Source organism: Streptomyces sp. DvalAA-43, assembly GCF_900091725.1.
Classification (GTDB): Bacteria; Actinomycetota; Actinomycetes; order Streptomycetales; family Streptomycetaceae; genus Streptomyces; species Streptomyces pulveraceus.
Genome location: NZ_FMBW01000087.1, coordinates 321,897 through 348,187, shown reverse-complemented (window position 1 = coordinate 348,187; position 26,291 = coordinate 321,897). Strand labels below are relative to the sequence as shown.

Genomic DNA, 26,291 nt, shown 5'->3' with positions numbered 1-26,291 from the left:
CGGGCGTCGGCTTCCGCTGGATCCAGGCCCAGGTGATCGAGGAGTGCGCCCGCCGCAACGGCCGCAACTGCGTTTCCTGCGGGCCGAGGTGGGTGCCTGGTGCGTGTCAGCCCCCTGCGGCGGGGCGCGGGCGGCGGGCCCCGTTCAGTACGGATTCGAGCAGGCCGGGGAAGAGTGCGTCCAGGTCGTCGCTACGCAGCCGCACCAGCCGGGAGCGGCCCTTGACGGTGGTCCAGGTGACGCCCGCCTCGCGCAGCACTCGGTAGTGGTGGGACAGCGTCGTCTGGTGGACGTCCAGGTCGCCGCCGATGGCGTTGCAGCTCTCCTCGCCGGAGGCGGCGAGCCGTTGGACGATCTCCAGCCGCACCGGGTCGGCCAGCGCGCGCAGCACCTCCACCATCCGGATCGCCTCGGTCGCCGGCTGGGACACCTCACGCATCGTTTCTCTCCGTCCGTGATGGGGCCAGCCTATCCACTCATTGATACATGGACAAGCGTCCATGTATTGCTTACAGTGCCGACCATCCACCTCCGCACTGCTCCGGAAGGGCGGCACGATCCGTGCTCAGACGACTCCTCCCCTTGGCCGCGGCGACGTTCGCCGTCGGCACCGACAGCTATGTCATCGCGGGCCTGCTCCCCTCCATCGCCGCCGACCTGGAGGTCTCCACCCCGGCGGCCGGTCAGCTGGTGACGGTCTTCGCCCTGACGATGGCGTTGTCCGCGCCGATCATGGGGGCCCTCACCGGTGCCCTGGACCGGCGTTCGGCACTGCTGATCGCCTTGACCGTGTTCGTGGTCGGCAACGTCGTCACCGCGTTAGGAACGAGCTACGGGGTGGTGATGGCCGCCCGCATCGTCACCGCCGTGGGAGCGGGAATCATCAACTCCGCCGCCTCCAGCACCGCGGCGGCCATCGCACCGCCGGAACGCCGCGGCCGGGCCCTGGCCTTCGTCCTGGGCGGCCTGACGTCGGCGACCGCACTGGGGCTGCCTCTCGGCACTCTGATCGGCCGCACCGACTGGCACATCACCCTGTGGGCCGTCGCCGGGATCGGCCTGCTGGCGGCCGTCGGTATCGCCGTCGGCCTCCCCGGGGTGAGGCTCCCCGCCGCCTCGCTGCCCGACCGCCTGCGCCCCCTCAAACAGGGCCGCGTACTGGCCCTGCTGGCGGTCACCTCACTCGCCTTCCTCGGCGCCTACACCCTTTACACCTACATCAGCCCGACCCTGCGGGACGCCACCGGCGGCAGCGAATCGCTCCTGACCCTGATCCTGCTGGCCTGGGGCGTCGGCATCCTGGCCGGGAACATCGCCGCCGGGCGCCTGGTCGACCGCCACGACTCCGCGCACGTCCTCACCGGCGCCCTCGCCCTCGCGACTCTCGCCCTGGTCCTGACCCCATTGACGACCCGGGCCCTCGCCTCCACCCTGGTCTGGGCCGTGGTCTGGGGTCTGACCGTCGGCGTCATCGTCGTCCCCCAGCAGCACCGGCTCATCTCACTCGGCCCCGCCGCCGCACCGGTCCTGCTCGGCCTCAACTCCTCAGCGCTCTACGTCGGTATCGCCCTCGGCGGAGGACTCGGCGGACTGGCTCAGGGGTGGCTCGGGCTTGCCCCGGCCGAACTGGGGCCGGTGGCCGCCGGCGTCAGCGCCCTGACCCTCCTCTGGCACCTGGGAACCACGCGCCGCCCTGCCGCGCCCTCCCCCGCAACACCGGAACCGGCGGCCTCGGCCAGCCCGGAGAAAACCGAGGCGTGACCCGCCGTCCCACGTCACCGCGTGCACGGCCCGCGACACCACCGCCCCGCCCTCAGCCCGTCTGCGGTCCGGTTTCCACGTAGCGGCGCAGGTCCGCCGCGTCTATCCCGGCCAGGCTGTCGGCGAAGATCCGTCGCGGCGAGGGCGGTACGGGGAGCAGCGAGGGCACCACGAGGAGCGTGCAGCCCGCCGCCTCGGCCGACGCGGCGCCGTCCGGTGAGTCCTCGACGGCGACACAGGCCTCCGGGGGCACCCCGAAACGTTCCGCCGCCGCCCGGTAGGGGTCGGGGTGGGGCTTGGTGCGTACGGTGTCGTCGGCCGAGAGGGTGAACGCGAACGGCACGTGCGCCAGCGCACCCCGGGTCACCGAATCGACCACCGTCCGCGGGGAGGCGCTGACCAGGGCGAACGGTACGTTCTCGTCCACCAGCCGGGACAGCAGCCGCTGGGCGCCGGGGCGCAGGGGTGCGCCCGCGTCGACCCGGCGGAAGAACTCGTCCCCGAGCTCCGCCGCCACGCGCTCGGTGTCGTCCCGGCCCGTGACCCGTACCAGGTGCGCCGCGGTGTCCCCGACGGCCCGGCCGACGACCTCGGGGGCGTCGGCGTCGGTGAGGCGGTGACCGATGCGGGCGGCCACCTCGCGCGCCACCTGCCACCACAGCCCCTCGGTGTCCACCAGCGTGCCGTCCATGTCGAACAGGACAGCGGCCAGGGCGGGCCGCGGGCCGGGGCCGGGGGAAGGTGCGGGCACGGGTGACTCCTGGAGCGAGAGAGGAAGAGAGGGAGAAGGAAGAGTAGGGAGAGGGAGAAACGGGAGGGGTGTCCCTACTTCGCCCGCATCGATCGACGCGGGGATGAATGGGGCGTGACCGCCCGGGGAGCGCTGCGCGAAGAGACGGCCCGCGCGCGCCCGGCCGTGGAACCCGTCCCGCCCCGCCCCGGCACGTCGTCCGACATGCCGACGAGCAGTGCCTCGCGTAGCGTGACAGCCGACCACGCACGGTGGTCGAGTGCGTCGGGCAGGAGGCGGTACGCCGATGGAGAGCTCGTACGGGAACCCGGCCGGACCCGCCCCCTCGGCCTCTGGAGGCCGGACATGAAGCTCGGGCTGCACTACTGGAACTACTCGACACCGGCCGACCCCGCGCTCATCGCGCCCACGCTCGCGGAGTCGGTGCGGATCGCCGAACAGGCGGGGATCGCGTCGTTCACCGTGATGGACCACTACTTCCAGATGGAGACCGGGCGGAGCGTCGCCGACGAACCGATGCTGGAGGGGTACACCACCCTCGGCTACGTGGCCGCGCTGAGCGAGCGGATGACGCTCGGCCTCATGGTCACGGGGGTGATGTACCGGCACCCCGGCCTCCTGGCGAAGATCGTCACCAGCCTCGACGTGCTCTCGGGCGGCAGGGCCAGGCTGGGCATCGGCGCCTCCTGGTACGAGCGGGAACAGTACGGGCTCGGAGTGCCCGTGGTCCCGGTCGCCGAGCGGTTCGAACGGCTGGAGGAGACGATCCGGATCTGCCTCCAGATGTGGAGCGACGACAACGGACCCTTCCACGGCAGGCACTACCGGCTCGCCGAGACGCTGTGCGTGCCCGAGCCGATCGGTGGCCGGCCGTCGATCATGATCGGAGGCGGGGGCGAGCGTAAGACCCTGCTGCTGGTCGCCCGTTACGCGGACGCGTGCAACCTCTTCGCCACCGACCAGGAGGAAGTGGCCCGCAAACTCGATGTGCTGCGCGCCCACTGCGCCGCGGAGGGCCGTGACTACGACGCCATCGCCAAGACCGTGATGTACAACGGCCCGGTGCTGGACCGGCCGGCCGCGTTCCTCGCCGACGCGGAGGCGTACGCGGACCTGGGCATCAGCGAGATCCAGTTGCTGCCCGACCGGCACCCGGTCAGCTTCGTCCACCAGGTCGCCGAGCACATCGCACCCGCCGCCGCCGCGATCGGATAGCCGGGCGGCTGGACAGCTGGACGGCCGACGGTGCGGCGCGCCGCCATCTGCGCGCCGCACCGTCCTACACGCCGGTGGTGCCGTCGACGATCTCCCGGATCAGGTCGAGGTGGCCGTTGTGCCGGGCGGTCTCCTCGATCAGATGCAGGACGATCCAGCGCAGATCGGGGTGCGCGCCGTCGCGGCGCGGGCGCGCGGCCGGTGTGTCCAGGTCGTGCGAGGCGACCAACTCGCGGTAGCGGGCGGTCCGTTCCGCGTACAGCGACAGCACATCGGCGAGCGGCATGTCCACCGCGATGCGCATTTCGCGGTCGGGGTCCTCGTCCGTCCACGGCCCCTCGTCCTCACCGCCGAGGAAGGCGACCTCGAACCAGTGGTACTCGACCCAGCTGAGGTGGTTGATCAGCCCGGCGACCGTCATCAGGGGAGAGCCGGGCAGCGGGGCCCGGCGGGCGTCGTCCGGCGAGATGCCCTCGCACTTCGCGCGTGCGGTGTCACGGACGTAGTCGAGGAAGGTGGCCAGCTGGGTGCGCTCGTCCCATGCGGGAGGCGAATCGGTGCGTGTCATCGGCGTACACGATCCGCGACGGGCCGCCCGCTGTCCATCGCATTGTCCGGCCCGCTGTCCGGAGTGTCCGTCCGGCGTCCTGCCCACCGTGTCCGTCCGGCGTCCTGCCCACCGTGCCCGTCCGGTGTCCTGTCCCTCACGTGGTCCGGTCCTTCGTTCACCGCCCTGTCCAATGGGGCCCGCCCCTGGGTCCCTGGGCCCACGCCCCGGCGAACGGGCCTCATTAGGCTCGTGCACGACCAAAGGTGAGCCACCTGACCGGCGCCCTGCACGAGCGCCCTGTCAGGCGTGCCCGCACGCACCTGGAACTGCACGCTCCACCTGTCTTGCATGGGGTGATGTGTCGATGAGTGACGGTTTCTTCTACTCGTACCACCTCGGCTGGAGCCGCCCGGACTCCGAGTCGCTCTTCAGTGATCTCGACGCGGCGGGGCTGCGGCTCAGCCACCCGGTCACACGGCGGGTCACGCTCCTCGGCCCCGGACCCGGTCCGCGGGGCACACCGTCGTGGGTGACCAGGGAACAACTCGTCCTCCTGGCCGGGCTGCAGCGGCTCGACCGGGTCGACTTCCTGTTGTGGGTGAACAGCGGTACCGGCGTCCCCGCACGCGTCCGCCGGATGCGGGACGGTGTCGTCGCGCTGGAATTCGGCTTCGGCCTGCTGAGCCGGGACGAGCAGGAAGTGGCCGCGAGGGCGATCAGGGAGGCGATCGGGCGGGCGTCCGTGCTCTGCATCGGCTTCGTCGTCGACCGCGAGGGCGCTTCCGCGGCAACGGACTGGAGCGGTGTCGTCATCAACGGGACCACGTACTTCGACAGTTGGCCGGACACCCTGGCCGTGCGGCACGAGATCGCCGCGATGCAGCCGCAGTTGGCTGGCGTGGCCTCGTACGACCAGTCGCCCTGGATGCTGTTCGGGAGCGAGGTTCCCGTCCGGTAGCGGGGCGGCCCCCGGTTCCGCCGCTTCGTGACGTTCGCGGCTTCGTGACGTCCGTCGCTTCGCGACTTCCGTCGTATTCGGCAACTTTGAGCCTTGCATTGGGTCCTGAGGCCCATGCCCCGAAGGGTGCCGGTGTGGTCGGATGCGTGGAGTGGCTGAACTGTGGCCGTACACCGGCAAGCTGGGGGACTCGTCGTGTCTGGCATAGGCGGATTTGCGGTATCGGGCGGTGCCGGCGGGGGAGTCGCCGGTGGTGGTGTCGCCGTGGGCCGGCAGGGGGGAAGGCAGTCCCTGCCGCGTCCGTTGCAGGCGGTGCTGATCCTCGTACGGCTCCTCTTCGCGGCTGCCGCCCTCGGCGGCATCGGCGTGCTCACGGTGGCGTCGGCGATCGATGAGGTCGACGGCCAGCTGTTCGGGCTGCTGTTGTACGCGGCGCTGCCGAGCGTGTTCGCGTTCGTGCTCTCGCTGTATGTGCGCACCGGCGGCGTCTGGGTCTGGCGCGGACTGCTGGCCGTGCACGTCTGGCTCGTCCTCGGCGCGGTGGCGACCCTGGGCGGGGGCAGCGGGCGCGGGGTCACCCAGCTGGTGATGCCGGTCGCCGTCGTCGTCCTGCTGTTCCGGGCCAGCTCGCGCGAGTGGTTCGAGCTGCCTGTCGAACAGCGTTTGCCGCACCGGCGGTTCAGTATCGCGCGCATGATCAAGTGGCGTCGGGACGACGCCGGTCAGACCGCGATGGAATACCTGGGCATGATCCTGGTGGTCGTGGCCCTCATCGGCGGACTCGTCGTCACGGGGATCGCCGCCCAGATCACCGGCGGGATGCAGGACGCGATCTGCCGCCTCACCGGGAGCTCCTGCCCGGCGCCCGGCAGCAACGTGGAGGCCGGGCACGGCAAGGACACCGGCGGGACGGCGGCGTCCGGCGGTACGGACTCGGGCGGCTCGGTGGCCACCGGTGGTACCGACTCCGGGGGATCGGGACCGGCGGGCTCCGGTTCCGGGTCGGGGTCGGGCTCTGGTTCCGGTTCCGGCGGGGCGGACACGGCCGGGGGTTCCGACGCGGCTGGTGGCTCCAACGCCGCCGGTGGTTCCGACACGGCCGGTGGGACCAGCACATCCGGCGGTTCCGGCAGCGCGGGTAGTTCGGGCGGCTCCGGCAGCGACGGCAGCTCGGGAAGTTCCGGCAGCTCCGGAGGTGACCCCGCCACCCAGGTCGACGACGGTGGCGACGACGTGGACAGCTCCGGGGAGCCGAACGGCGGCGACGGCCAGGACGACGGCGGCGGCAACGACGAGAAGCCCGGCGAGAGCTGCACCTCGGGCGTCGGCGCCTTCTTCTCCTGCGCCGCGCACCAGACCGGCGGCTTCTTCAAGGGCCTGGTCGGCGACGGGCTGTGGGGCGACGTCACCGGCACGCTCGACACGATCTTCCACCCCGGCAAGGCCTGGGACGGCCTGAAGGACTACGGCAAGAGCCTCGGCGACAAGTGGAGCCAGGACTCCAAGGGCGCCGGGGACAAGTGGTCCGACGGCGACTACTTCGGCGCGGTCTGGGACTGGACCAAGGCATCCGGAGGCACCGGCCTCAAGGTCCTCGACGACATGTTCATCGGCGACGAGGTCCGGGACATGTGGAAGAACGGCAACGAGGGCCAGGCGATCGGCACCGGTCTCTGGAACATCGGCTCGCTGTTCATTCCGGGATACGGCGAGGGCAAGCTCGTCGGCAAGTTCGGAAAGCTGGGCAAGTTCGGGAAACTCGGCGAGCTGGGCGAGTTCGCCGAGAAGGCCGGAGAGGCCGCGACCAAGGCCAAGAAGGCAGCCAAGGCGGGCGATGTCGCGGCCGCGGAGAAGGCCGCGAAGGAAGCGCAGAAGCACGCCGACGACGCGGCCGAGAAGGCCGGTCTCAAGGGCTGCACCGTCGGGATGGGCGGTCGCGTCCGGGTCCCGTACGGCAGCGGTACGGGCATCGGGGTGCCCGGCGCGGGCACAGGCCTCGTCGCCGCGCCGCCCGCCTCCGTGCCTGTCGGCTTCTTCATGGGCAAGTGCGACGAGGTCGACCCGGAGAAGAAGGCCGCCGCCGACGAGGCCCAGAAGGTGGCCGACGAGGCGAAGAAGGCCGCGGACGCGGCCAAGCGCCGGAAGGCCCTGCAAGACGCCCAGAACCAGCCGAAGCCGGCCTGGTACAAGGACCTCAAGGACCCGCCGGCCGGGGCCAAGGACGGCGGTTCGGGCAACTGGCAGGAGATCAAGCCCGGCGTCTGGAACTACCCGACCGAGATGGGCGCCCGCTACCAGGAGCAGATCTCGAAGGTGGGCCGTGGCAAGGAGTACCGGGTCCCGCTGGACAAGCTCACGGGCAAGCCGGTCGACTTCGACGGCTGGGACGCCTCGCGGGGCACGTACCTGGAGGCGAAGTACGGGTACACGGGCAAGAAATACTACAACGCCGACACCGGGGAACTAGCGCCGGATCTCGCCAACCGCTGGGCCGACCAGGCTACTCGTCAGGTGGACGCCGCACGGGGCAAGCCGGTCGAATGGCACCTGTCCGATCCCGACGTCGCCGATGCGGCCCGGAAGATGTTCCGAAGCCGGAACATCGACGTTAAGGTGATCAACACGCCGGGAGATGTCGTCGGCTGAACGCGGGCGCCGGGCGCAATTCCGAAGGCTGAGGGAGAGTTCAGTGCTTGATGTCGTCGTCAACGGTACTTGGGGCGTCCGGGAAGAGGATGTCCAGGAGATCGGCAGACGATGGGCAAGGACTCTCACCGCGCTCAAGGAAGTGGACGGTGCCACATTCGGCGACTGGCACGACGCCGGGCGCGGAGACGCCTCCGACCCCGTGGTGCTGCCGTCCGGGGACGCGGTGTCGGAAGAGGTACTGGCCGACTACATCGAGCGCAAGAACGAAGGGCCCGATCTCGATGTGGTCGGCTACACGACCTCCCTCTGGGCACATAATCCCGGGAAATTGCGCGTCACCACGGCAATTCACGCGGGTGGGTCGTCGCCGTACGTCACGAATTCGATCTCGCTCGCTTTCCGCTCGCGCGAGTTGGACGAATCGACCGAGGTGATCCGGCGGGCTCCCGAGATTCTGCGGATCATCGCCGAAGCCTGGGACCTCGACGCCGGTCAGGTGTACAACGATTCCCAGTACGACGCGGTGGCCGAGCAATTCGAGCTGCAGAATTCCCACCCCCGGTGCGGTCGGGCGGTCTACCTCTCCGCAGGGCGGGCGGCGCCGGCCCCCGAGAGCCTCGACGGCACGTACATCCGCACCGCCGCCGGCGGCCTGGTCATCGACCTCACCCGAGGCGGCACGACCGTGCCGGACAACGAGACGATCATCGAGGCCAACAGGGAACTGCGGGCGGCCGGCTCCCTGACGCCGCTCCCGGTGCCGATCGACCGCGACAAGTTCTGACTTCTGCGGGCCGGAGTACTCCACGCGGAGGCGCATCCCTCAGACCCAGCCCCGCATCGCCGCGAACCCCAGCAGCAGCCCCACCGCGAACGCCCCGAGCATGAGCGTGAACACCACGGGCATCACCACCGGACCCCACGCCCCCGGCCCGGCCACCGTGGCGCTCCGCGCCGGGTCCGCCGGGTCGTAGCTGACCCGGACCGGCGCCCCGACCCCGAAGCCGAACGGGCCCGGGGCATGGTCGGTGAACTCGATGTCGCGGCCGTCACGGGTGCGGAACGCGAAGACGTACTCGGTGGCGTGACCCCGCTCCATGCCCGGCCCCCGGTCGGCCGTCCGGCGGTCCGCGCACCGCCCCTCGGCGCGTTCGCCGTGCCGCACCAGCCGCAGCACCCGGTTCAGCCGCAGCGCGGAACGGATCGCGAACGCGCCGAGGAACAGGCCGAACAGCAGCAGGAACGTGGCCGTGCCGCCGGGCAGGATCTGCATGGACGAGTGCTCCCGATCCGCTACTTGACCGTGATCGAGTCGACGAACGCGTCGAGGTCCTTCGGGCTCAGCGAGCCCTTCACCGCATTGATCCGGACCGCGAACGGCACGTCCTTGGAATCGACGCCCGCCACCACGACCCCCGTCATCCGGGTGCCCTGCGCCGGTGTCCGGTCCTCGCCGCTCGACGTGAACTCGTAGTCGATCCGGCGCGCGTCACGGGCGCTCTCCGCACCCGCGAGCCGCACCTCCTCGGTCCCCTTGCGGGTCGCCCCCAGACCGATGCCGGCGCCCGCCGCGGACGCCGCCTCGGCGGCGCTGTCCACGCCCGTGGCGAAGTCGAGCTGCACGGAGACCATGCCGGTGCGCAGTCCGCCCTCCTCCTTGACCGCGACGGCCGCGTTGGCCTTGGCCCGCTCGGCCACGGGCTGCTCCTTGTAGCCCTTGTCGCCGGGGTAGCCGACGGAGAGGCTCTTGGTGTCGAGCTTCTCCCAGCCCCCCGGGAGCGCGGCGGTGTCCCCGCCGCAGCCGGCGAGCAGGGCGAAGCCGATGGCGGCGGCAGTGATCGCGCCGATCGTCCGGTACGTCTTCTTCGTCGTCATCGCCTATCGCCTCTTCGTCGTGCGTGGTTGCCGCGCCCCGGAGCCGTACCTGCCGTACGGCTGCTTCCTGCTTCGCGCGGCAGCCGTACGGCAGGTACGAATTCCTACTTCGCGCAGTAGCTGTACGGCAGGTACGAGCGCTTGTCGCCCTGCGGAGCCCCGAGGAACTCCGCGTCCGTCAGTGTCTCCTTCTTGTGCTCGTCGGAGAGGGAGAATCCCAGACTCATGCCGAGCGAGACCTCGAAGCCGAACTCCTGGGCGTCCGTCTGACCGGTGTACTTCATCCTGCTCGACAGCCCGTCCTCGTACATCAGCTGGTCGAAGGGGTCGGTTCCGGTGGGCTTCTGGTCCAGGGCGTGGTCGCCGAACATGTACTCGAACGGGGCGGTGTTGTTGCCGGAACCGTCCAGCCACTGCTCGGCGATGGCGCGCTTGTCCTCGGTGGCCTTGTCGGTGTCCTTGCCGAAGACGATCGAGTTGGTCAGGACCTCGATGCCGGTCTCGCCGGAGGAGTCGGAGCCGCTGACCTTGCCGCCGCGCTTGTCCTTGCCCTTCTCGCCGTTGTCGCCGCTGATGTCGCCCTTGTGGGACGTCGCGCCGTTCTCGACGGTCTGGGTCATGTCGATCCGGACGATCTTTCCGGTCTTCTGGTCGCGGGTGACGGTGACCGCCCCGGTCCGGTTGTCCTTCGCGGAGGCCGCACCGCCCAGCGGGCCGGCCGAACCGCTGACCTTGCCCTCCAGCTCCAGCTTGGCGGTGTACGTGTACGACTCGTTGCCGTTGACGTCGTCCTTGGTGATGGTGACCTCGGGGGAGAACTTCGCCTTGCCGCCGAGCTTCGCGCCGAGCTTGGCCTCGTCGCCCGCGCTGATGGACAGGCCGCCGTCCGCGTACGCGTTGAGACCGATGGTCGAGTACGAGATCTTCTTGTCGCCGATCTTGCTCTCGACGTCCTTCTTCTTGTCGGCCCACTTCATCCCGGAGTACCAGCCGCCGCCGTAACCGCCGCTGTACTTGGTGGAGGTCTCCCACATCTTCATTTCCTCGATGTCGTCCCGCATCTTCTTGGCGTCCTCCTCGCTCTTGAAGACCCAGGTGTCACCGTTGGTGATCTTGATGCCGCCGCCGACGTCCACATCCGCCTTGCCCAGCTTGCCGAGCTTGACGCCGGGGGTACTGGCGGTGGCACCGGCCGAGGCGGCGTCGGTGAACGTCATGTAGACCAGCTTGTCGCTCTCGTCGACCTTGCCGTCACCGTTCACATCCGTCTTGGCCTGGCTGACCTTCTGCTGGAAGCCGTACTCGTTGCCCCACTCGAACCAGCCGATCTTCACCTTGTCGCCGACGGTGTCGGAGACGCTGGAGACCTGGCACATCTTGGGCTCGTAGTCGGCGTCCGTCTTCGGCTTCGCGGCGGTGTCGCCGCCGCTTCCCGTGGAGCAGCCGCCACCGCCGCCGCCCATCGAGCTGATCGCGCAGCGGATGCGCTCGCCGATCTGCCCGCCGACACCCGCCATGGCCATCGCGCCGATCAGCGTGACCACGAGGACGATCACCCCGAGGTACTCCATGGCGGTGGCGCCGCCGTCCCGCCAGGAGTACGGGCGGTACGGGGCGGGCTCCGGCTCGTCCGCGCGGTCGTCCAGCAGCCGGTCGACGGCCAGCCCCGCCGCCGCGCCGGTCGCCAGCGAGACCATCGGCATCAACGTGCCCTCGACGTCCACCAGATGCCAGGACACGGCGAGCCCGTAGACGAGCGCGGCCAGCGGGACGGTGAGGGCGGCGAGGAGCGTCAGCGGGCGGGACTCGCGGTGCTCGTCGGGCAGGACACGGGCGGCGGCCAGGACCGTGAGGACGGTCGTGATGACGCTGGGGACGTGCAGCAGGGCCAGCCGCCAGCCGAAGCTCGCGAGGCGTTCGTCGGTGGCCAGCAGTTCGACGAGCCCGCGCGAGACCAGATAACCGGCGGCGATGTAGACCAGGGCGCCGGCGGCCCAGCTGCGGGTCAGCGCGAAGAACACGCCACCGCTCGCGCCGGAGCCACCACCCCCGTTCCCCGGCGGTATGCGGCCCGCGCCTCCGCTTCCCCAGCCCCCGCCACCCGTCACGGTTCTTCCTCTCCGAAGCCCAAGTGCCCTGCCTGTGCCCGCGATTCCACATGCGGGTGTGGACGTGAGCGTACGGACGTACGAGCCGGGTGACCTGGGCCCTTGGCCCCAAAGTCGGGCCCAACGGCCGGAGCCCCGGCCCCGCCGCGGGGTGCGGACGGGCCGGGGCTCCGGGGGAGGGGAGAGAGTAGGGACAGAGGAGGAGAGGCGCGGCCGGGTCAGTCCAGGTCGTCCGCGAACGTTCCCGCGCGCTGGGCGATTTCCGGCCTGCGGACCCGCAGCACGGCGAAGCCGATGACACCGACGACCAGCGCGCCGACGAACACGTACGGCAGCACGTTCAGCGGCCACTCGGGGACCGGCCACAGGTTGCGGTAGAAGACGTAGACCATCGCGGCGGCCCCGATCAGGCCGAGGCCCCAGGTGAGCAGCAGGCCGCGGGCCCCGATCCGGCGTACGAACAGCGGCGCGGCCAGACACACCAGGGTGTAGCTGAGCATGTAGCCGAAGACGCCGATGGTGTCGATGTACGACGTCGCGTTCAGCGGCGCGGTACCGGCGCCGACCACGAGCACCGCGGGGACGACGACGAACGGGGTGATGGTCCAGATCGCGGCGGACGGGGTGCGGTGGCGCGGGTGGGCGACACCGAGCCGGGCCGGCATCACACCCTCCTTCGCCATGCCGAACAGCAGCCGGGCGGCGACGGTGATGCAGGCCATCACCACGGCCACGAACGACGCGGCGAAGCCCGCGTGCAGGAAGAACTTCAGGAAGCCCAGCCCGGACATCTCCGCCAGTTCGTCCATCGGGTCGGAGCTCCTCCCGAGCGCGTCCGCCCCGCCGAACCCGGCGACCTGCGCGTACGTCGCGAACATGTAGAGCACACCGGCCAGGATCGCGCTGCCCATCACCGAGCGGGGGATCGCCTTGTACGGGTCGGTGGCCTCGGCGCCGAGCGAGGCGGCGCCCTCGAAGCCGACGAAGCCGAGCACACCCAGCACCACGGCGAAGACGATGCCGTCGAGCGTGGAACCGCTCAGGCTCAGCTGGTCGGTGTCGATGATGTTCCCGCTCTTGAAGAAGGCGGGGAGCAGCACGACCACGATCAGGACGATCGACACGACCTCCAGCACCGAGGCGACCCGGGCCGCCGTCCGCACACTGGCGATCGTCAGCCGCATCGCGACGGCGGCCAGCAGCACATCGAGCAGGATCTGGCCGGTGATCCCGGTGAAGATCCCGATGCCGATCTGGTCGAGGGCGCGCGCCGTGTAGTAACCGGCACCGGCCAGCGAACCCGAGCCGATGCACACCGCGCCGATGAGCAGCGCCCAGCCGGTCACGAACGAGCCGGGCGCCCCGAGCGAGAGCCGGGAGAAGGCGTACAGCGAACCGACCCCGGCCCGCCTGCGGGCGAAGACGCAGATGCAGTACGCGATGGCGAGCACGGCGGCCATGGCCAGGAAGAAGGAGAACCAGGCGCCGTTGCCCGCGGAGGCCGCCATGCTGGCGGGGGCGAACGCGATGACGGCGCTGGGCGCGACGTTCGCGACGCTCTGCGCGCCGACCTCGAACGTGGAGACGGAGCGGTGGGCCAGGCCGTCGGAGGGTGCTCCGGCGGCGGTCTGCTTTCCGGCGGTGCTCATGTCCGGTCCTCCATCATCAGCAGCTGACGCAGGGCGTGGCCGGCGGCGAGGTCGGCCAGTGCGTCGCCCGCCTCGTCCAGCGGACGCCGTGCCGAGATCATCGATTCCACGTCGAGCTCGCCCGACACCACGAGGTCCACCAGGGCCGGGATGTCCCGGGCGGCGTCGACCGAGCCGTAGTTGGATCCGAGGATGCGCTGGTCGGCCTCGGCGAGCGCGAGCGGGTCGAAGCGCGCGGTGCGGCCGGTCGGCGGGAGGCCGACGATGACGGCGGCGCCGCCCTGGCCGAGCGCCGCGATGGACTGCTCGGTGGTCTCGATCTTGCCGATGGCGTCGAAGACGTAGTCCAGGCCCTCCGGGACCAGGGCGCGCAGGGCCTCGACGACATCGCCGTCGCGGGCGTCGACCGCGTCCGTCGCGCCGAGCCGGCGGGCCAGCTCCAGCTTCTCCGGGACGACGTCGACGGCGACGATGCGGCCGGCACCGGCCAGCCGGGCGCCCTGCACGCAGGACAGGCCCACGCCGCCGCAGCCGATGACGGCGACGGTGGCCCCGGCCTCGACGCCCGCCGTGTTGCGGACCGCGCCGACACCGGTGGCGATGGCGCAGCCGACCAGGGCGATGACATCGAGGGGCGCGTCCTTGCGCACCTTGATCGCGCCGGAGGCGGGGACCACGACGCGCTCGGCGAAGGAGGAGACGCCCAGGTAGTGATGGGCAGGCTCGCCGTCGACGGAGAGCCTGCTGGTGCCGTCGTACAGCACCCCGCCGGGCGCCACGACCTCGGCGACCAGGCTGCACGCGGCCGGGCGTCCGGAGAGGCAGAAGCGGCAGGTGCCGCAGGACGGGACCCAGGACAGGACGACATGGTCGCCGACCGCCAGGCCGGTGACGCCCGCGCCGAGCGCGGTGACCACGCCGGAGCCCTCGTGGCCCATCACGACGGGGGTGGGGTGGTCCCACTCGCCGCGCAGGACATGGAGGTCGGAGTGGCAGACACCGGCCGCCGCCACGGCGACCTCGACCTCACCGGGGCCGGGCGGGGCCAGGGTGACGTCGGTGACGGTCACCTCCTGGCCCGGGGAGCGGAAGACGACGCCGCGCACGGTGCGCGCGGTGCTCTCTTGGAAGGACGGGGAGCTCATCGGCTTACTCCTCGGGTGGTGCGGAACGAGCGGGGGAGGGGAGGGCGGCGCGGACGGCGATGGTCGGCACGGGAGGCCGACCGGGGCGTCTTGTTTAGCGCCATTAAACTTTCGTCAAGTTTTACAGCACTAAACTCGATGGGTAAAGACCCTTCCGACCACCCTTTTGACCTGCGTCTTCACCCGGCCACCGCCCGTGACATCCCCGACAGGTAGCGTGTCCGCCATGTCCGAAGCCCCTGACAGCCATATGTCCACGATCGGTCCGCGGCTGCGTGAGCTCCGCCTGGCACAGCGGCTGACGCTCGCTCAGGTCGCCGAGGTGGCGGGCGTGACGAAGGGGTTCCTCAGCCTCGCCGAGCGCGGCAAGACCTCGGTCTCCGTCCCGACCCTGATCCGCATCTGCGAGGCCCTGGGCACCGGCATCGCCACGCTCTTCGACTATCCGGACCAGGACGTCGTCAAGGGCGGCCTGGGGGCCAAGCTGGAGATGGGCGGACACGGCATCGAGGAGTTCCTCCTCACACCCGCCGAGGAGCGCCACGTCCAGGTCATGCGGACGATCCTGCGTCCCGGCGGCGGCTCCGGCGGCGCGTACAGCCTGGAGGCCGAGACGGTCTTCGCGTACATGGTCCGCGGCACGCTGCGGCTGAGCGTGGACGGCGAGCCCAGGTACCTGGAGGCCGGCGACTCGACGACGTTCTCGGCGCGGGCCGCGCACGCCTGGGACAACCCCGGCGAGGACGAGGCCGAGGTCCTCTGGTCGATCGCGCCCGCCCTGCCGCTCTCCCGCACCAAGCTCCGGCCGTAGGGCCGGTCCGCGACGGCGGGGAGCGTGCGGCCCCGAAGCGTCCGCACACTCACGCCCGCACGTTCATTCCCGCGCACTCACTCCCGCACGTTCACTTCCGCGCACTCATTCCCGCGCACGCACTTCCGTACGTCCACTTCCGTACGTCCACTTCCGTACGTCCACTCCCGTACGTTCACTTCCGGTCGATCTCGTCCTCGCCCTGGACGACCGTCACCCGGGCCCCCGGCCGGATCCCCCACTTCTCCATCGCCCCGGCCTCCGCCTCGATCACATGCCGGGCCCGCAGCCGGGGCAGGCCCAGCCTGCCGGGCTTCATCGTGTGGACCGCCACGACCCTGAACTTCCGGTCCAGGTACGCCACATCGATGGTGAACCGCATCCGGAAGCTGTGCACACTCCCGCACGGGGTGATCATCAGCGCGCCGTCGATCCCGTCCTGTCCGAGCAGCCCGCGACTCCGGGCCCGGTACGAGGCCGCGATCCGCAGCGGTATCGCCTCCTCCTGCCCTCCCTGTGCGTCGGTGACCGTCAACGTGCCCTTGCCATTGCGCCATTGAGCCATGGCCATGAAGGTAGCGCCACGTGACGGCCGCTGGGTCCGGAACGGTGCGCAGTGGGCCCCAGGACCCATGACCCGTGCCCGCCGCCCGCTTAGGGTCGCTCCGTGGAAGCCATGCTGACAGTGCTCGCCGCACTCTGGGGCGCAGCGGCCGGACCGCTGGTCCCGCGCGCGGCCTACCGGTTCTCCGTCGAACCGGAGGACCCCTGGCGCGACGCCTGCCCCGAGGGCCACGCCCTGACCGGCCCCGCCCGCGGCTGGCTCGGCTCCACCCGGTGCGCGCGGTGCGCGGCGGTGCCGGTGCCCGCCGCCCCGGGCGAAGGACCGGCACCGGACGCCCCCGGCGAGGAGCCGGGCGACCGGGCCGCCGGGCCGGACGGCCCCCGGCGCACGGCGCGCTACGCCCCCGGCGTCCTCGTCCCCGTCGTCACCGCGCTCTCCTGCGCCGTCCTCGCGGCGGCCACCGGGCTCCGCCCCGAACTGGCCGTCTGGCTGCTGCTGGCACCCGTCGCCGTACTCCTGGCGACCATCGACCGCCGCGTCCACCGGTTGCCCGACCGGCTGACCCTGCCCGCCGCCGGGGCCGCCGCCGTGCTCCTCGGCGCCGCCGCGCTGCTCCCCGAGCACGCCGGTTCCTGGCTGTCCGCCCTGCTCGGCGGAGCCGCCCTCGGCGGTTTCTACTTCCTGCTCTTCCTGATCAACCCGAACGGAATGGGCTTCGGGGACGTCAAGCTCGCCCTGTCGCTGGGCATGGCCCTCGGCTGGTACGGCTGGGCCGTGGTGTTCGCCGGAGGCTTCGCCGGGTTCCTGCTCGGAGCGGTGTACGGGTTCGGGCTGATGGTCCTGAAGCGGGCCGGGCGCAAGACCGGCATCCCGTTCGGCCCGTTCATGATCACGGGCGCGCTGCTGGGCCTGCTGCTCGGCGCCCTGGCCGCCTGACCTCGCCGTACGCCCCGGGCCCGGCCCCGCCGTACGCACCGCCCCCCGTAATGGAGTCGCGCCGCACGAGGCCCGGCTGAGACCATCCCCGTATGTCCGGAACATCCGAGGAAGCGGCGGCCGCGGCCGAACGCGCACGATTCGAGGCCCTCGTCCAGGAGGCCGCCACCGTCTCCGTCGACGGCTGGGACTTCTCCTGGCTCGACGGCAGGGCCACCGAGCAGCGCCCCTCCTGGGGCTACGCCCGCGCCATGGCGGACCGCATGGGACGGGCCAGGGCCGCGCTCGACATCCAGACCGGCGGCGGCGAGGTCCTCGCGGCCGCGCCGAAACTGCCGCCGCTCACCGTCGCCACCGAGTCCTGGCCGCCGAACATCGCCCGCGCCACCGCGCTCCTGCACCCGCTCGGCGCGGCCGTGGTCGCCGACGCGGACGAACCGCCGCTGCCGTTCGGCGACAACGCCTTCGACCTGGTGGTCAGCCGGCATCCGGTGACGACCTGGTGGGCGGAGATCGCGCGGGTGCTCACCCCCGGCGGTACGTACTTCTCGCAACAGGTCGGCCCGGCCAGTGTCTTCGAGCTCGTCGAGTACTTCCTCGGCCCGCAGCCCCCCGAGGTGCGCGGCTCCCGCGACCCCGAGCAGGCGCGGGCGGCGGCCGAGGCCGCCGGGCTGGACGTCGTCGACCTGCGGGCGGAGACCCTGCGCACCGAGTTCTTCGACATCGGCGCCGTCGTCTACTTCCTGCGCAAGGTGATCTGGATGGTGCCGGGCTTCACCGTCGAGGAGTACCGGCCGCGACTGGCCGAACTGCACCATCTGATCGAGAGCGAGGGGCCGTTCGTCGCCCACACCACCCGATTCCTGATCGAGGCCCGCAAACCGGCGTAGGCACGCCCGCCGCGCGGGCCCGAAGGGTGCGACCCTGGACGGCGAGCGCCTGGGGAAGGATGTGGCCATGAGGGTGGGGAACGACGAGGAGACACCGCGGGTCCCGCGGCAGGGGAGGGCCGACTGGCTCAGGGGCGCCCGGGTCATCGGGGTGCTCGGCGTCTTCTACCGGCCGGAGGGGCGGCTGGGGGAGCCGGAAGCCGTCGAATTCCTGCTGGCCGACGGGCAGTCGGTGATCCTGACCTGTGCCTCGGACGGGACCCTGCACGTCGGGCCCGGTGCCTGGCCGACGCTGCCCGGCTGGTGCGTACCGTCGGGGCAGTGGGAATTCGCCACCGTGTCGAACCTGCCCCGGCCGCCCGACGGGGGCTGGACGGTCACCCGCACCGAGGAACGCGGGGACGGGAACGGCCAGGTGCGCGAGGCGGTCATCCGCTGCGAGGGCGGCAGCTTCGTGGTCGTCGGCGGCGACACCGTGGCGATCCGCTTCACCCGCGGCCACCGCGGCGCCCCGGCCACCACCTGAGCACGCCGTACCCGCCACCCCCTGAGAGCCGCCCCCCCCGAGCGCCGCACGCCCCCGCATCCGCCCTACGCGTGCGCTCCCACCGTCACCGTGCCCACCGTCAGCTCCGCGTTCCCCTCCAGCACCCCGCCGACCCGCGCCACCTCCGCCTCCAGCTCCCGCAGCTGCCCGGCCGTCAGGGGCGTCAGCGGCTCCACGGTCACCGCGATCCGGCGGCCCGAACGCCGCTGGTGCCACACCCCGGCGGCCGTGCCGTCGACCAGCAGCACCGGGAAGTTCCCCGCCTGGCCGCCCGCCAGCGCCCGTGTGTACGCCGCCCCGGGGAAGAGCCGTTCGCGCGGCTGGGAGGCGACGAGGAACGCGTCGAAGTAGGGGAGCAGCCGCACCCCGCGGACCGGCTCCGCCGGGAAGTCGGTGTCGCCCGCCACCACCCAGGCCGGCCCGCACTCGTACGTCACCCGCTCGATCTCCCCGCGCGCGGCCGCCCCCGCGAACAGCTCCGCCGACCAGACGGGGGACAGGGCCAGCCACTTCGCGAAGTGCGCGGGCGTGGCGGGTCCGTACGCGTGCAGATAGCGGCGTACGAGACCGTCCAGCGCCTCGGGGCCGTCCAGCGGTACCACGCCGGGGCGGGCGTACGTGACCTTGCGGCCGCGATCCGGCGCGAAGCACAGCACACCGCGGTGGCCCGCCAGATGCATCACCTGCCGCCAGCGCGGCCACATGCCCTGGAAGGCGGGCATCACCAGGTCCCCCGCCCACGCCCCGGCCCGCTCCACCACCGCCTCGGAGAGCTCGTCGACGGTCAGCTCGGTACCGGTCAGCGCGTCCTCGATCGCGGCGAGCACCGCCTCGACCTGCTCCGGAGTCATCCGGGCGTCCTTGGCGAACGGGCTGCGCCCGGCCGGAAGGGCGGACAGCGCACCCGTCCACAGCGGAAGGTCGGCCATCGGCAGCAGATGGACGGTGCCGCGCGGCCCGAACGTCTTGACCAGGGTGTGGTCCTTCCACAGCGCGTCGCGCACCCCGGTGCGCGTCACGCCCGTCGTCCGCAGCCCGACGGAGAGCTCGGCGGCCGAGAGCACCTGGGCATGCGCGGCCGGCAGGGTCCCGACCACGTGGGCGGGGTCGGGACGGCCGGGGGCGATCAGCCCCTGGCGCGCCATCCGGCGGGTGTTCGCGGCGGTCCAGGACACGGTCGGGAATCGGGTCGTCATGACGGGGAAGCTAGCCACCCATCAGGTCGGTTCCTGTCCTGAATCCCGGCGCGAAGCCGCCCGGCGGCCACCGGACGTCAACCGGGCGATGCGCGCACAATGAAGTCCGGTGAATTCGGAGAGTGATTGTGGAGTGGCGTGGCACGCAGCATCACTTACGAAGGGTTATGGTGGAAACCCCCCCTCGGGCCGGTCCGTATCCCCCCCCCACGGACCGGCCCGTTTTTTATCGGCCCGCGGCGCCGACCGCGTACGGCCTCCGCGAAACCGTCCGGCTCGTCAGCCCCGTCAGCCCCGACCGGCCCAGATGTTGGTGCCCTCGGTGTCCACGGCGAAGGTGTCGATCTCCGTCAACTCCTCCTCGGTCAACGGCTGTCCTCCGAGCGCCGCGACATTTTCCTCCAGCTGCTTCACGCTCGACGCACCGATCAGGGCGGACGTCATACGGCTGTCGCGCAGCACCCAGCTGAGCGCCAGCTGGGCGAGCGACTGGCCGCGCCTGCGGGCGATGTCGTTCAGCCCGTTCAGCCGGCGCACCACCTCGTCCGAGAGCAGACCGGGATCCAGCGACTTGCCCTGGGTGGCGCGGGAACCCTCCGGGATGCCCGTCAGGTACTTGCCGGTGAGCAGGCCCTGGGCGAGCGGCACGAAGGAGATGCAGCCCATGCCGGCCGTCTCCAGGGTGTCGAGGAGGTCGTCGTCCTCGATCCAGCGGTTGATCATCGAGTAGGAGGGCTGGTGGATCAGCGCCGGTACGCCCATCTCCCGGAGCAGCCCGGCCGCCTCGGCGGTCTGTTCCGCGTTGTAGGAGGACACCCCCACGTACAGTGCCTTGCCCTGCTGGACGGCGGAGGCCAGGGCCCCCATCGTCTCCTCCAGCGGGGTCTCCGGGTCGAAGCGGTGGGAGTAGAAGATGTCGACGTAATCCAGCCCCATCCGGTTCAGCGAGGCGTCGAGCGACGACAGCAGGTACTTGCGGGAACCCCATTCCCCGTACGGGCCGGGGTGCATCTCGTAACCGGCCTTGGTGGAGATGATCAGCTCGTCCCGGTACGGGGCGAAGTCCTGGCGGAAGAGCTTGCCGAAATTGAGCTCGGCGGAGCCGGGCGGCGGACCGTAGTTGTTGGCCAGATCGAAGTGGGTCACCCCGAGGTCGAAGGCGCGGCGCAGGATCGCCCGCTGGGAGTCCAGCGTGCGGTCGTCGCCGAAGTTGTGCCAGAGGCCCAGGGAGACGGCGGGAAGCCTGAGACCGCTGCGGCCGCTGCGGCGGTACTCCATCGAGTCGTAGCGCGAACCGGCGGCTTGGTAGTGGAGAGGAGAATCAGTCACGTTTCCCTCCTTATCACGGACTTGTGACAGGCCGGGTTGGGCCGGTGCCCCGTCTGCGCAGTAATGTGGCGGCTTCGGGGACTGCCACGGCACGGCGGGGCGATGGACTCTGTGAACCGGTGCGGCGATCCCCAGGGGGACGACCCCGGACCCCGGTCAAGGGGGCGGGTGGGCCCGCACGGAACCGAGAGGTGAACTCAGTGAACTTGCGCGACCTGGTGTACGGGCTCTACGCGCGCCGGGTGGAGGCCCGCCTCGACCACACCCAGGTGCCCAAGCACATCGGCGTCATCCTCGACGGCAACCGGCGCTGGGCGAAGGCGTCCGGAGGCACGGCCGCGCAGGGGCACCAGGCCGGCGCGAACAAGATCAAGGACCTGCTCGGCTGGTGCAGCGAGACGGATGTGGAAGTCGTCACGCTCTGGCTGCTCTCCACGGACAACTTCGACCGCCCCGAGGCCGAGCTGACACCGCTCCTCGGGATCATCGAGAACACCGTGCGCGATCTCGCGGCGGACGGCCGCTGGCGGGTCCACCACGTAGGCACCCTCGACCTGCTGCCCTCCCACACCCAGACGGTGCTCAAGGAGGCCGAGCAGGCCACGATGGATGTCGACGGAATACTGGTCAACGTCGCCGTCGGCTACGGCGGGCGCCAGGAGATCGCCGACGCGGTCCGCTCGCTGCTGCTGGACCACTCCGCCAAGGGGACCTCGTTCGAGGACCTGGCCGAAATCGTCTCCACGGACCTGATCTCGGAACACCTCTACACCCGGGGCCAGCCCGACCCGGACCTGGTCATCCGCACCAGCGGCGAGCAGCGGCTCTCCGGCTTCATGCTCTGGCAGACCGCGCACGCCGAGTACTACTTCTGCGAGGTCTTCTGGCCGGCCTTCCGCAAGGTCGACTTCCTCCGCGCCCTGCGCGACTACGCGGCCCGCGGCCGCCGCTACGGCGGCTGACCCTTCCCGGCCCTCCGTCGGCACGGGTTCCCCGCCCGGACCCACGTGCCCCGAGGCATACATCCCAGCTCACCCGCCCGCCCCGGGCGGCATGGCTTCGCGTGTTCGAGGGAATACCCCTGACAGGTCGACGTCCGGTCAGGAACCAGGCGGACGTCGTGTCCAAGTGAGCGGCATGGAGTCCGCTCGCCCGGGAGGCCCTTTGCACACGAAGGACCGTACGAACAACGCGGCCGACGCGGAGGGCCGGTGCCCGGCCCGTGCTTCGGGGCCCCAGCCCGGTCCGTTCTCTCCCATTGGGATGCTCCGCGACGCCGTCGCACCCCAACCTCGTCCGAGGGGGTACGTCCTTCCGTGGTGACCAGCACAAAGCGCCGCATGCCCGACAGGCGCACCTATGTTCTCGACACCAGCGTCCTGCTGGCCGATCCGAACGCCATGGTCCGGTTCGACGAGCACGAAGTCGTGCTCCCGATCGTCGTGGTCACGGAACTGGAGGCCAAACGGCACCATCCGGAGCTCGGGTACTTCGCCCGGCAGGCCCTGCGCCTGCTGGACGACTTCCGGGTCCGGTACGGCCGCCTCGACGCCCCGATACCGCTCGGGGACCTGGGTGGGACGCTGCGCGTCGAACTCAACCACTCCGACCCCGGCGTACTGCCGGCCGGCTACCGGTTGGGGGACAACGACTCACGGATCCTCGCGGTCGCGCGCAACCTCCAGGCCGAGGGGTACGACGTCACCGTCGTCTCCAAGGACCTGCCCCTGCGCATCAAGGCGTCCTCGGTCGGACTCCTCGCGGAGGAGTACCGCGCCGAACTCGCCATCACCGACTCCGGCTGGACGGGCATGTCGGAGCTCTCGCTCGCCGGCGAGCAGGTGGATCTGCTCTACGGCGAGGAGACGCTGTACGTGCCCGAGGCCGCCGAACTGCCCGTGCACACCGGACTGGTCCTCCAGTCCGAGCGCGGCAAGGCGCTCGGCCGGGTCACCGCCGAGGGCAATGTGCGCCTGGTGCGCGGCGACCGGGAGGCCTTCGGCATCCACGGCCGCAGCGCCGAACAGCGCATCGCCCTCGATCTCCTCCTCGACCAGGACGTCGGCATCGTGTCGCTGGGCGGCCGGGCAGGCACCGGCAAGTCGGCGCTGGCGCTCTGCGCCGGGCTCGAAGCGGTCCTGGAGCGCAGGCAGCACCAGAAGGTGATGGTCTTCCGCCCGCTGTACGCGGTCGGCGGGCAGGAGCTGGGCTATCTCCCCGGCACCGAGGCCGAGAAGATGAGCCCCTGGGCGCAGGCCGTCTTCGACACGCTCTCGGCGGTCGCCGGGCGCGAGATCATCGAAGAGGTGCTGGGGCGCGGGATGCTGGAGATCCTGCCGCTCACCCACATCCGGGGCCGCTCGCTCCACGACGCCTTCGTGATCGTCGACGAGGCGCAGTCGCTCGAACGGAACGTCCTGCTGACCGTGTTGTCCCGGATCGGGGCGAATTCCCGCGTGGTGCTCACCCATGACGTGGCCCAGCGGGACAACCTCAGGGTCGGCCGGTACGACGGAGTCGTCGCCGTGGTCGAGAAACTGAAGGGGCATCCGCTCTTCGCGCATGTCACCCTCACCCGCTCCGAGCGCTCGCAGATCGCCGCGCTGGTGACCGAAATGCTGGAGGAAGGCCAGATCTGATACGGCTTGCGACAGTTGGTGCCGCCCGGCGAGCGAAGCAGCTTAGCCGGGCGGCATTGCGTTGCGGCACCTTTTCCGAAAATCACTTGCTCCAAACGAGGTGTGAGCTTTCACACGCAACAGAGAATTGCTTCCCGGTGTGCCGTTCCGGCAGAGTCTTGCTTCCGTCAGGCCCCGCATACGGCACACCCGCACCTCCCGAGGTGCCACGCACCACACAACTCAACAATCGCCGTCCGTATGCCGCCCGCGAGTACCACGCGGCGCTTCCTCCGGGGAGTCGCCCACCGGGTCCGTGCCTCCCGTGACCCAAGCAGTAGGGAGGCCAGCGCCAGGGGCACGATTGCGTCCGCGAGGTCACCTAAGCGGGCGATGCTGGAAGGACACCGTGTGAGCCGGATCTCGGTCCGGGGGTTCGCCGTGGCATCCGCCACCGCCGTAACCACCGTTGGCGCCGTCGTGGGCGTTGCATCGGGCAGCACTCCTGCTGTCGACGACAACAACTTCGAGGCGACCGCAGCCGACACCACGCTGCTCGCAGACATCCCCGCGGGCCAGCAGGCCCAGGTGCAGACCGCCTCGCTGACGCAGCAGGCCGATGCCCAGGCCTCCGCGGCCGACGCGGCGGCGAAGAAGTCCGTGGAGGAAGCGGCCCGCATCCAGGCCGCCAAGGACGCCAAGTCGAAGAAGGCGGCGGCCGAGGACAAGCTGGAGCAGGAGCGCAAGGCCAAGAAGGAGAAGGAAGCGGACGAGCGCGCCAGCCGCTCCTCGATCCGCAGCGCCTCCTCCTTCGCCCAGCAGGGCTCGTACACCGTGGCCGAGATCCAGGCGATGGCACGTCAGATCGTGCCCGCCGATCAGTTCCAGTGCTTCAGCAACATCGTGAACGTCGAGTCGAGCTGGAACTACCGGGCGAGCAACCCGTCCACCGGCGCCTACGGCCTCATGCAGGCGCTGCCCGGCTCGAAGATGTCGACCGCAGGCGCCGACTGGCAGACCAACCCGGCCACCCAGATCAAGTGGGGCCTCAGCTACATGAACAGCGGCCGCTACGGAAGCCCGTGTGCCGCCTGGACGTTCTGGCAGGCCAACCACTGGTACTAGAACCCGCGGAGGTTCCGGTCCCAAGCGTGCAGAGCCCCTCGCCGTTCCACGGCGAGGGGCTTCGCGCGTGTACCGTCGGTTTCTACCGCTCGGCCGGGGAGCGTCGGGGAGAGAAGACGGGGGAAGAGAAACGATCATGTCGAAACTTCCGGGGTGGCTCGGCCGGCTGGGCGCCGAACTGACCGAACTGGGCGATCGGCTGGAGCAGCGCAGGGTCGAGGCCGAGGGAGACGAGGCCGCACGGACCGCGTTGCCCGTGCCCGCCTCCGCCGTGCCCGCCGACGCCGCTGTGCCTGCCGACGCCGTGCCGTCCGAGGCGGCCGGGCGCGGTGCCACGGCCGACCGCGTGCCGCCACCGCCCTCGTACGCCCCCTCCGTCGCCGCCCGGCCCGATCCGGTCGCGGCGATCCCCTGGGGGATGCGGGTCGCGGCCGAGGCGGGCTGGCGGCTGCTCGTCCTGGCGGGCACCCTCTGGGTGCTGATGCGGGTCATCAGCGCCGTGCAGCTGGTGGTCCTGGCCTTCGTCGCGGCGCTGCTCGTCACCGCGATGCTTCAGCCGACCGTCGCCCGGCTGCGGCGCTACGGGTTGCCGCGCGGCCTGGCCACCGCCGTCACGGCGATCCTGGGCTTCGTCATCATGGGCCTGGTCGGCTGGTTCGTGGTCTGGCAGGTGATGGACAACATCGACACCCTCTCCGACAAGGTGCGGACGGGTATCGACGACCTGAAGAACTGGCTGCTCGACAGCCCCTTCCATGTCACCGAGCAGCAGATCAACGACATCGCGAAGAACCTCAGCGACACCATCGGCACCAACACCGAGCAGATCACCTCCGCCGGACTCCAGGGCGTCACCGTGATGGTGGAACTCCTCACCGGGATGCTGCTGGCGATGTTCTCGACGCTCTTCCTGCTGTACGACGGGAGGCGGATCTGGCACTGGGTGCTGAAGCTGGTGCCGGCCCAGGCCCGGCCGGGCGTCGCGGGTGCCGGGCCGCGCGCCTGGCGGACGCTGACCGCCTATGTGCGGGGCACGGTCATAGTGGCGCTGATCGACGCGATCTTCATCGGGCTCGGGATCTTCTTCCTCGATGTGCCGATGGCGGTGCCGCTGGCCGTCTTCATCTTCCTCTTCGCCTTCATCCCGCTGGTCGGCGCCGTGATCTCCGGGGCGCTGGCGGTGGTCGTCGCGCTGGTCACCCAGGGCGTGTTCACCGCCCTGATGGTGCTGGTGGTGGTGCTCGCCGTGCAGCAGATCGAGGGCCATGTGCTGCAGCCGTTCATCCTGGGCCGCGCGGTGCGGGTGCATCCGCTCGCCGTGGTCCTCTCGGTCGCCGCGGGCGGCATGATCGCCGGCATCGGCGGCGCGGTCGTCGCGGTGCCGCTGGTCGCGGTCACCAACACGGTGGTCGGCTATCTGCGGACGTACGGGCAGGAGGAGGCGCTGCGGTACGCGCCCGCCCCGCGCGGGGCGACCGCGGTCGATGTCGCTCCGACGCCCGCGCCCGGGGCGCCGCCCGAGGACATCGACCACGGCGACGACGACCGGGACCCGGACGACGGCGGTACGAAGCACGGGCCCGGCAGGCCCGGCACGTAGGGCCCACGGGCAG

At 71.1% G+C, this 26,291-nt stretch carries 24 protein-coding genes; 13 read left to right on the top strand and 11 right to left on the bottom strand.

Translation table 11 applies throughout. The annotated features are described in order from the left end of the window. Positions 1–106: 106 nt before the first annotated feature. Entirely contained in the window at positions 107–439 is a 333-nt protein-coding gene (locus tag GA0115234_RS36380) for an ArsR/SmtB family transcription factor (RefSeq protein WP_093550236.1), read from the bottom strand. Between the two features lie 122 nt (positions 440–561). Between GA0115234_RS36380 and GA0115234_RS36375 the strand changes: the two genes are divergently transcribed. After that, positions 562–1,761: an MFS transporter gene (locus GA0115234_RS36375; RefSeq protein ID WP_093550234.1), complete on the top strand. Its 1,200-nt coding sequence runs from the start codon at positions 562–564 to the stop codon at positions 1,759–1,761. A 52-nt stretch (positions 1,762–1,813) separates the two neighbouring features. Here the strand turns inward: GA0115234_RS36375 and GA0115234_RS36370 are convergent, their stop codons facing one another. Next, positions 1,814–2,452 carry an HAD family hydrolase gene (locus GA0115234_RS36370; protein ID WP_093550475.1) on the bottom strand — a complete coding sequence of 213 codons (639 nt, stop codon included), beginning with the start codon at positions 2,450–2,452 and terminating at the stop codon, positions 1,814–1,816. A gap of 405 nt (positions 2,453–2,857) precedes the next feature. On the opposite strand from GA0115234_RS36370, the gene GA0115234_RS36365 reads away from it, so the two are divergent. Then, positions 2,858–3,727: an LLM class F420-dependent oxidoreductase gene (locus GA0115234_RS36365; protein WP_093550232.1), complete on the top strand. Its 870-nt coding sequence runs from the start codon at positions 2,858–2,860 to the stop codon at positions 3,725–3,727. Positions 3,728–3,791: 64 nt separating this feature from the next. On the opposite strand, the gene GA0115234_RS36360 is transcribed toward GA0115234_RS36365, so the two are convergent. Then, positions 3,792–4,295, bottom strand: a complete 504-nt coding sequence (locus tag GA0115234_RS36360) for a DinB family protein (protein ID WP_093550230.1) — start codon at positions 4,293–4,295, stop codon at positions 3,792–3,794. Between the two features lie 346 nt (positions 4,296–4,641). On the opposite strand from GA0115234_RS36360, the gene GA0115234_RS36355 reads away from it, so the two are divergent. The 3 genes from GA0115234_RS36355 (at position 4,642) to GA0115234_RS36345 (ending at position 8,668) form a co-directional block, all read left to right on the top strand. Next, positions 4,642–5,235, top strand: a complete 594-nt coding sequence (locus GA0115234_RS36355; protein ID WP_093550473.1) for a hypothetical protein — start codon at positions 4,642–4,644, stop codon at positions 5,233–5,235. A gap of 312 nt (positions 5,236–5,547) precedes the next feature. Beyond that, positions 5,548–7,881 (top strand): Tox-REase-5 domain-containing protein, encoded by a 2,334-nt coding sequence (locus GA0115234_RS36350; RefSeq protein WP_256088897.1) that lies wholly within the window; start codon positions 5,548–5,550, stop codon positions 7,879–7,881. After that, positions 7,868–8,668: an Imm52 family immunity protein gene (locus GA0115234_RS36345; protein ID WP_202554525.1), complete on the top strand. Its 801-nt coding sequence runs from the start codon at positions 7,868–7,870 to the stop codon at positions 8,666–8,668. The genes GA0115234_RS36350 and GA0115234_RS36345 overlap by 14 nt, the downstream gene beginning before the upstream one ends. A gap of 39 nt (positions 8,669–8,707) precedes the next feature. On the opposite strand, the gene GA0115234_RS36340 is transcribed toward GA0115234_RS36345, so the two are convergent. From GA0115234_RS36340 to GA0115234_RS36320, 5 genes are all read right to left on the bottom strand, one after another. Beyond that, on the bottom strand, positions 8,708–9,157 hold the full coding sequence (locus GA0115234_RS36340) for a DUF3592 domain-containing protein (protein ID WP_093550224.1): 450 nt from the start codon (positions 9,155–9,157) through the stop codon (positions 8,708–8,710). 20 nt (positions 9,158–9,177) lie between these two features. Next, the gene (locus GA0115234_RS36335; protein ID WP_093550222.1) at positions 9,178–9,759 is read right to left on the bottom strand and encodes a hypothetical protein; all 582 of its coding nucleotides are present in this window, start codon (positions 9,757–9,759) and stop codon (positions 9,178–9,180) included. 104 nt (positions 9,760–9,863) lie between these two features. Next, positions 9,864–11,867 carry a hypothetical protein gene (locus GA0115234_RS36330; protein WP_093550220.1) on the bottom strand — a complete coding sequence of 668 codons (2,004 nt, stop codon included), beginning with the start codon at positions 11,865–11,867 and terminating at the stop codon, positions 9,864–9,866. 218 nt (positions 11,868–12,085) lie between these two features. After that, positions 12,086–13,516, bottom strand: coding sequence for an APC family permease (locus tag GA0115234_RS36325; RefSeq protein WP_093550218.1), 1,431 nt, complete (start codon positions 13,514–13,516; stop codon positions 12,086–12,088). Next, a complete protein-coding gene (locus tag GA0115234_RS36320; RefSeq protein WP_093550216.1) occupies positions 13,513–14,661 on the bottom strand; it encodes a Zn-dependent alcohol dehydrogenase in 1,149 nt (382 codons plus the stop codon). The genes GA0115234_RS36325 and GA0115234_RS36320 overlap by 4 nt, the downstream gene beginning before the upstream one ends. 226 nt (positions 14,662–14,887) lie before the next feature. Between GA0115234_RS36320 and GA0115234_RS36315 the strand changes: the two genes are divergently transcribed. Further along, positions 14,888–15,472 carry a helix-turn-helix domain-containing protein gene (locus GA0115234_RS36315; protein WP_237542007.1) on the top strand — a complete coding sequence of 195 codons (585 nt, stop codon included), beginning with the start codon at positions 14,888–14,890 and terminating at the stop codon, positions 15,470–15,472. Positions 15,473–15,647: 175 nt separating this feature from the next. Here the strand turns inward: GA0115234_RS36315 and GA0115234_RS36310 are convergent, their stop codons facing one another. After that, complete coding sequence (locus GA0115234_RS36310) at positions 15,648–16,043, bottom strand: DUF192 domain-containing protein (protein ID WP_237542006.1); 396 nt, start codon at positions 16,041–16,043, stop codon at positions 15,648–15,650. A 96-nt stretch (positions 16,044–16,139) separates the two neighbouring features. On the opposite strand from GA0115234_RS36310, the gene GA0115234_RS36305 reads away from it, so the two are divergent. The 3 genes from GA0115234_RS36305 (at position 16,140) to GA0115234_RS36295 (ending at position 18,389) form a co-directional block, all read left to right on the top strand. After that, entirely contained in the window at positions 16,140–16,973 is an 834-nt protein-coding gene (locus GA0115234_RS36305; RefSeq protein ID WP_093550212.1) for a prepilin peptidase, read from the top strand. A 92-nt stretch (positions 16,974–17,065) separates the two neighbouring features. Next, positions 17,066–17,863, top strand: a complete 798-nt coding sequence (locus GA0115234_RS36300) for a class I SAM-dependent methyltransferase (protein WP_093550210.1) — start codon at positions 17,066–17,068, stop codon at positions 17,861–17,863. 67 nt (positions 17,864–17,930) lie between these two features. Further along, complete coding sequence (locus GA0115234_RS36295) at positions 17,931–18,389, top strand: hypothetical protein (protein ID WP_093550208.1); 459 nt, start codon at positions 17,931–17,933, stop codon at positions 18,387–18,389. A 65-nt stretch (positions 18,390–18,454) separates the two neighbouring features. On the opposite strand, the gene GA0115234_RS36290 is transcribed toward GA0115234_RS36295, so the two are convergent. Next, positions 18,455–19,606: a winged helix DNA-binding domain-containing protein gene (locus GA0115234_RS36290; RefSeq protein ID WP_176729372.1), complete on the bottom strand. Its 1,152-nt coding sequence runs from the start codon at positions 19,604–19,606 to the stop codon at positions 18,455–18,457. Positions 19,607–19,894: 288 nt separating this feature from the next. After that, on the bottom strand, positions 19,895–20,935 hold the full coding sequence (gene mgrA / locus GA0115234_RS36285) for an L-glyceraldehyde 3-phosphate reductase (protein WP_093550204.1): 1,041 nt from the start codon (positions 20,933–20,935) through the stop codon (positions 19,895–19,897). A gap of 200 nt (positions 20,936–21,135) precedes the next feature. On the opposite strand from mgrA, the gene GA0115234_RS36280 reads away from it, so the two are divergent. The 4 genes from GA0115234_RS36280 to GA0115234_RS36265 all read left to right on the top strand — a co-directional run bounded on the left by GA0115234_RS36280 (position 21,136) and on the right by GA0115234_RS36265 (position 26,278). Beyond that, positions 21,136–21,897: an isoprenyl transferase gene (locus tag GA0115234_RS36280; protein ID WP_093550202.1), complete on the top strand. Its 762-nt coding sequence runs from the start codon at positions 21,136–21,138 to the stop codon at positions 21,895–21,897. A 354-nt stretch (positions 21,898–22,251) separates the two neighbouring features. Further along, complete coding sequence (locus GA0115234_RS36275; RefSeq protein ID WP_093550200.1) at positions 22,252–23,574, top strand: PhoH family protein; 1,323 nt, start codon at positions 22,252–22,254, stop codon at positions 23,572–23,574. 390 nt (positions 23,575–23,964) lie between these two features. Next, positions 23,965–24,678: an aggregation-promoting factor C-terminal-like domain-containing protein gene (locus GA0115234_RS36270; protein WP_093550198.1), complete on the top strand. Its 714-nt coding sequence runs from the start codon at positions 23,965–23,967 to the stop codon at positions 24,676–24,678. Positions 24,679–24,814: 136 nt separating this feature from the next. Continuing rightward, a complete protein-coding gene (locus GA0115234_RS36265) occupies positions 24,815–26,278 on the top strand; it encodes an AI-2E family transporter (RefSeq protein WP_093550196.1) in 1,464 nt (487 codons plus the stop codon). Positions 26,279–26,291 lie beyond the last annotated feature (13 nt).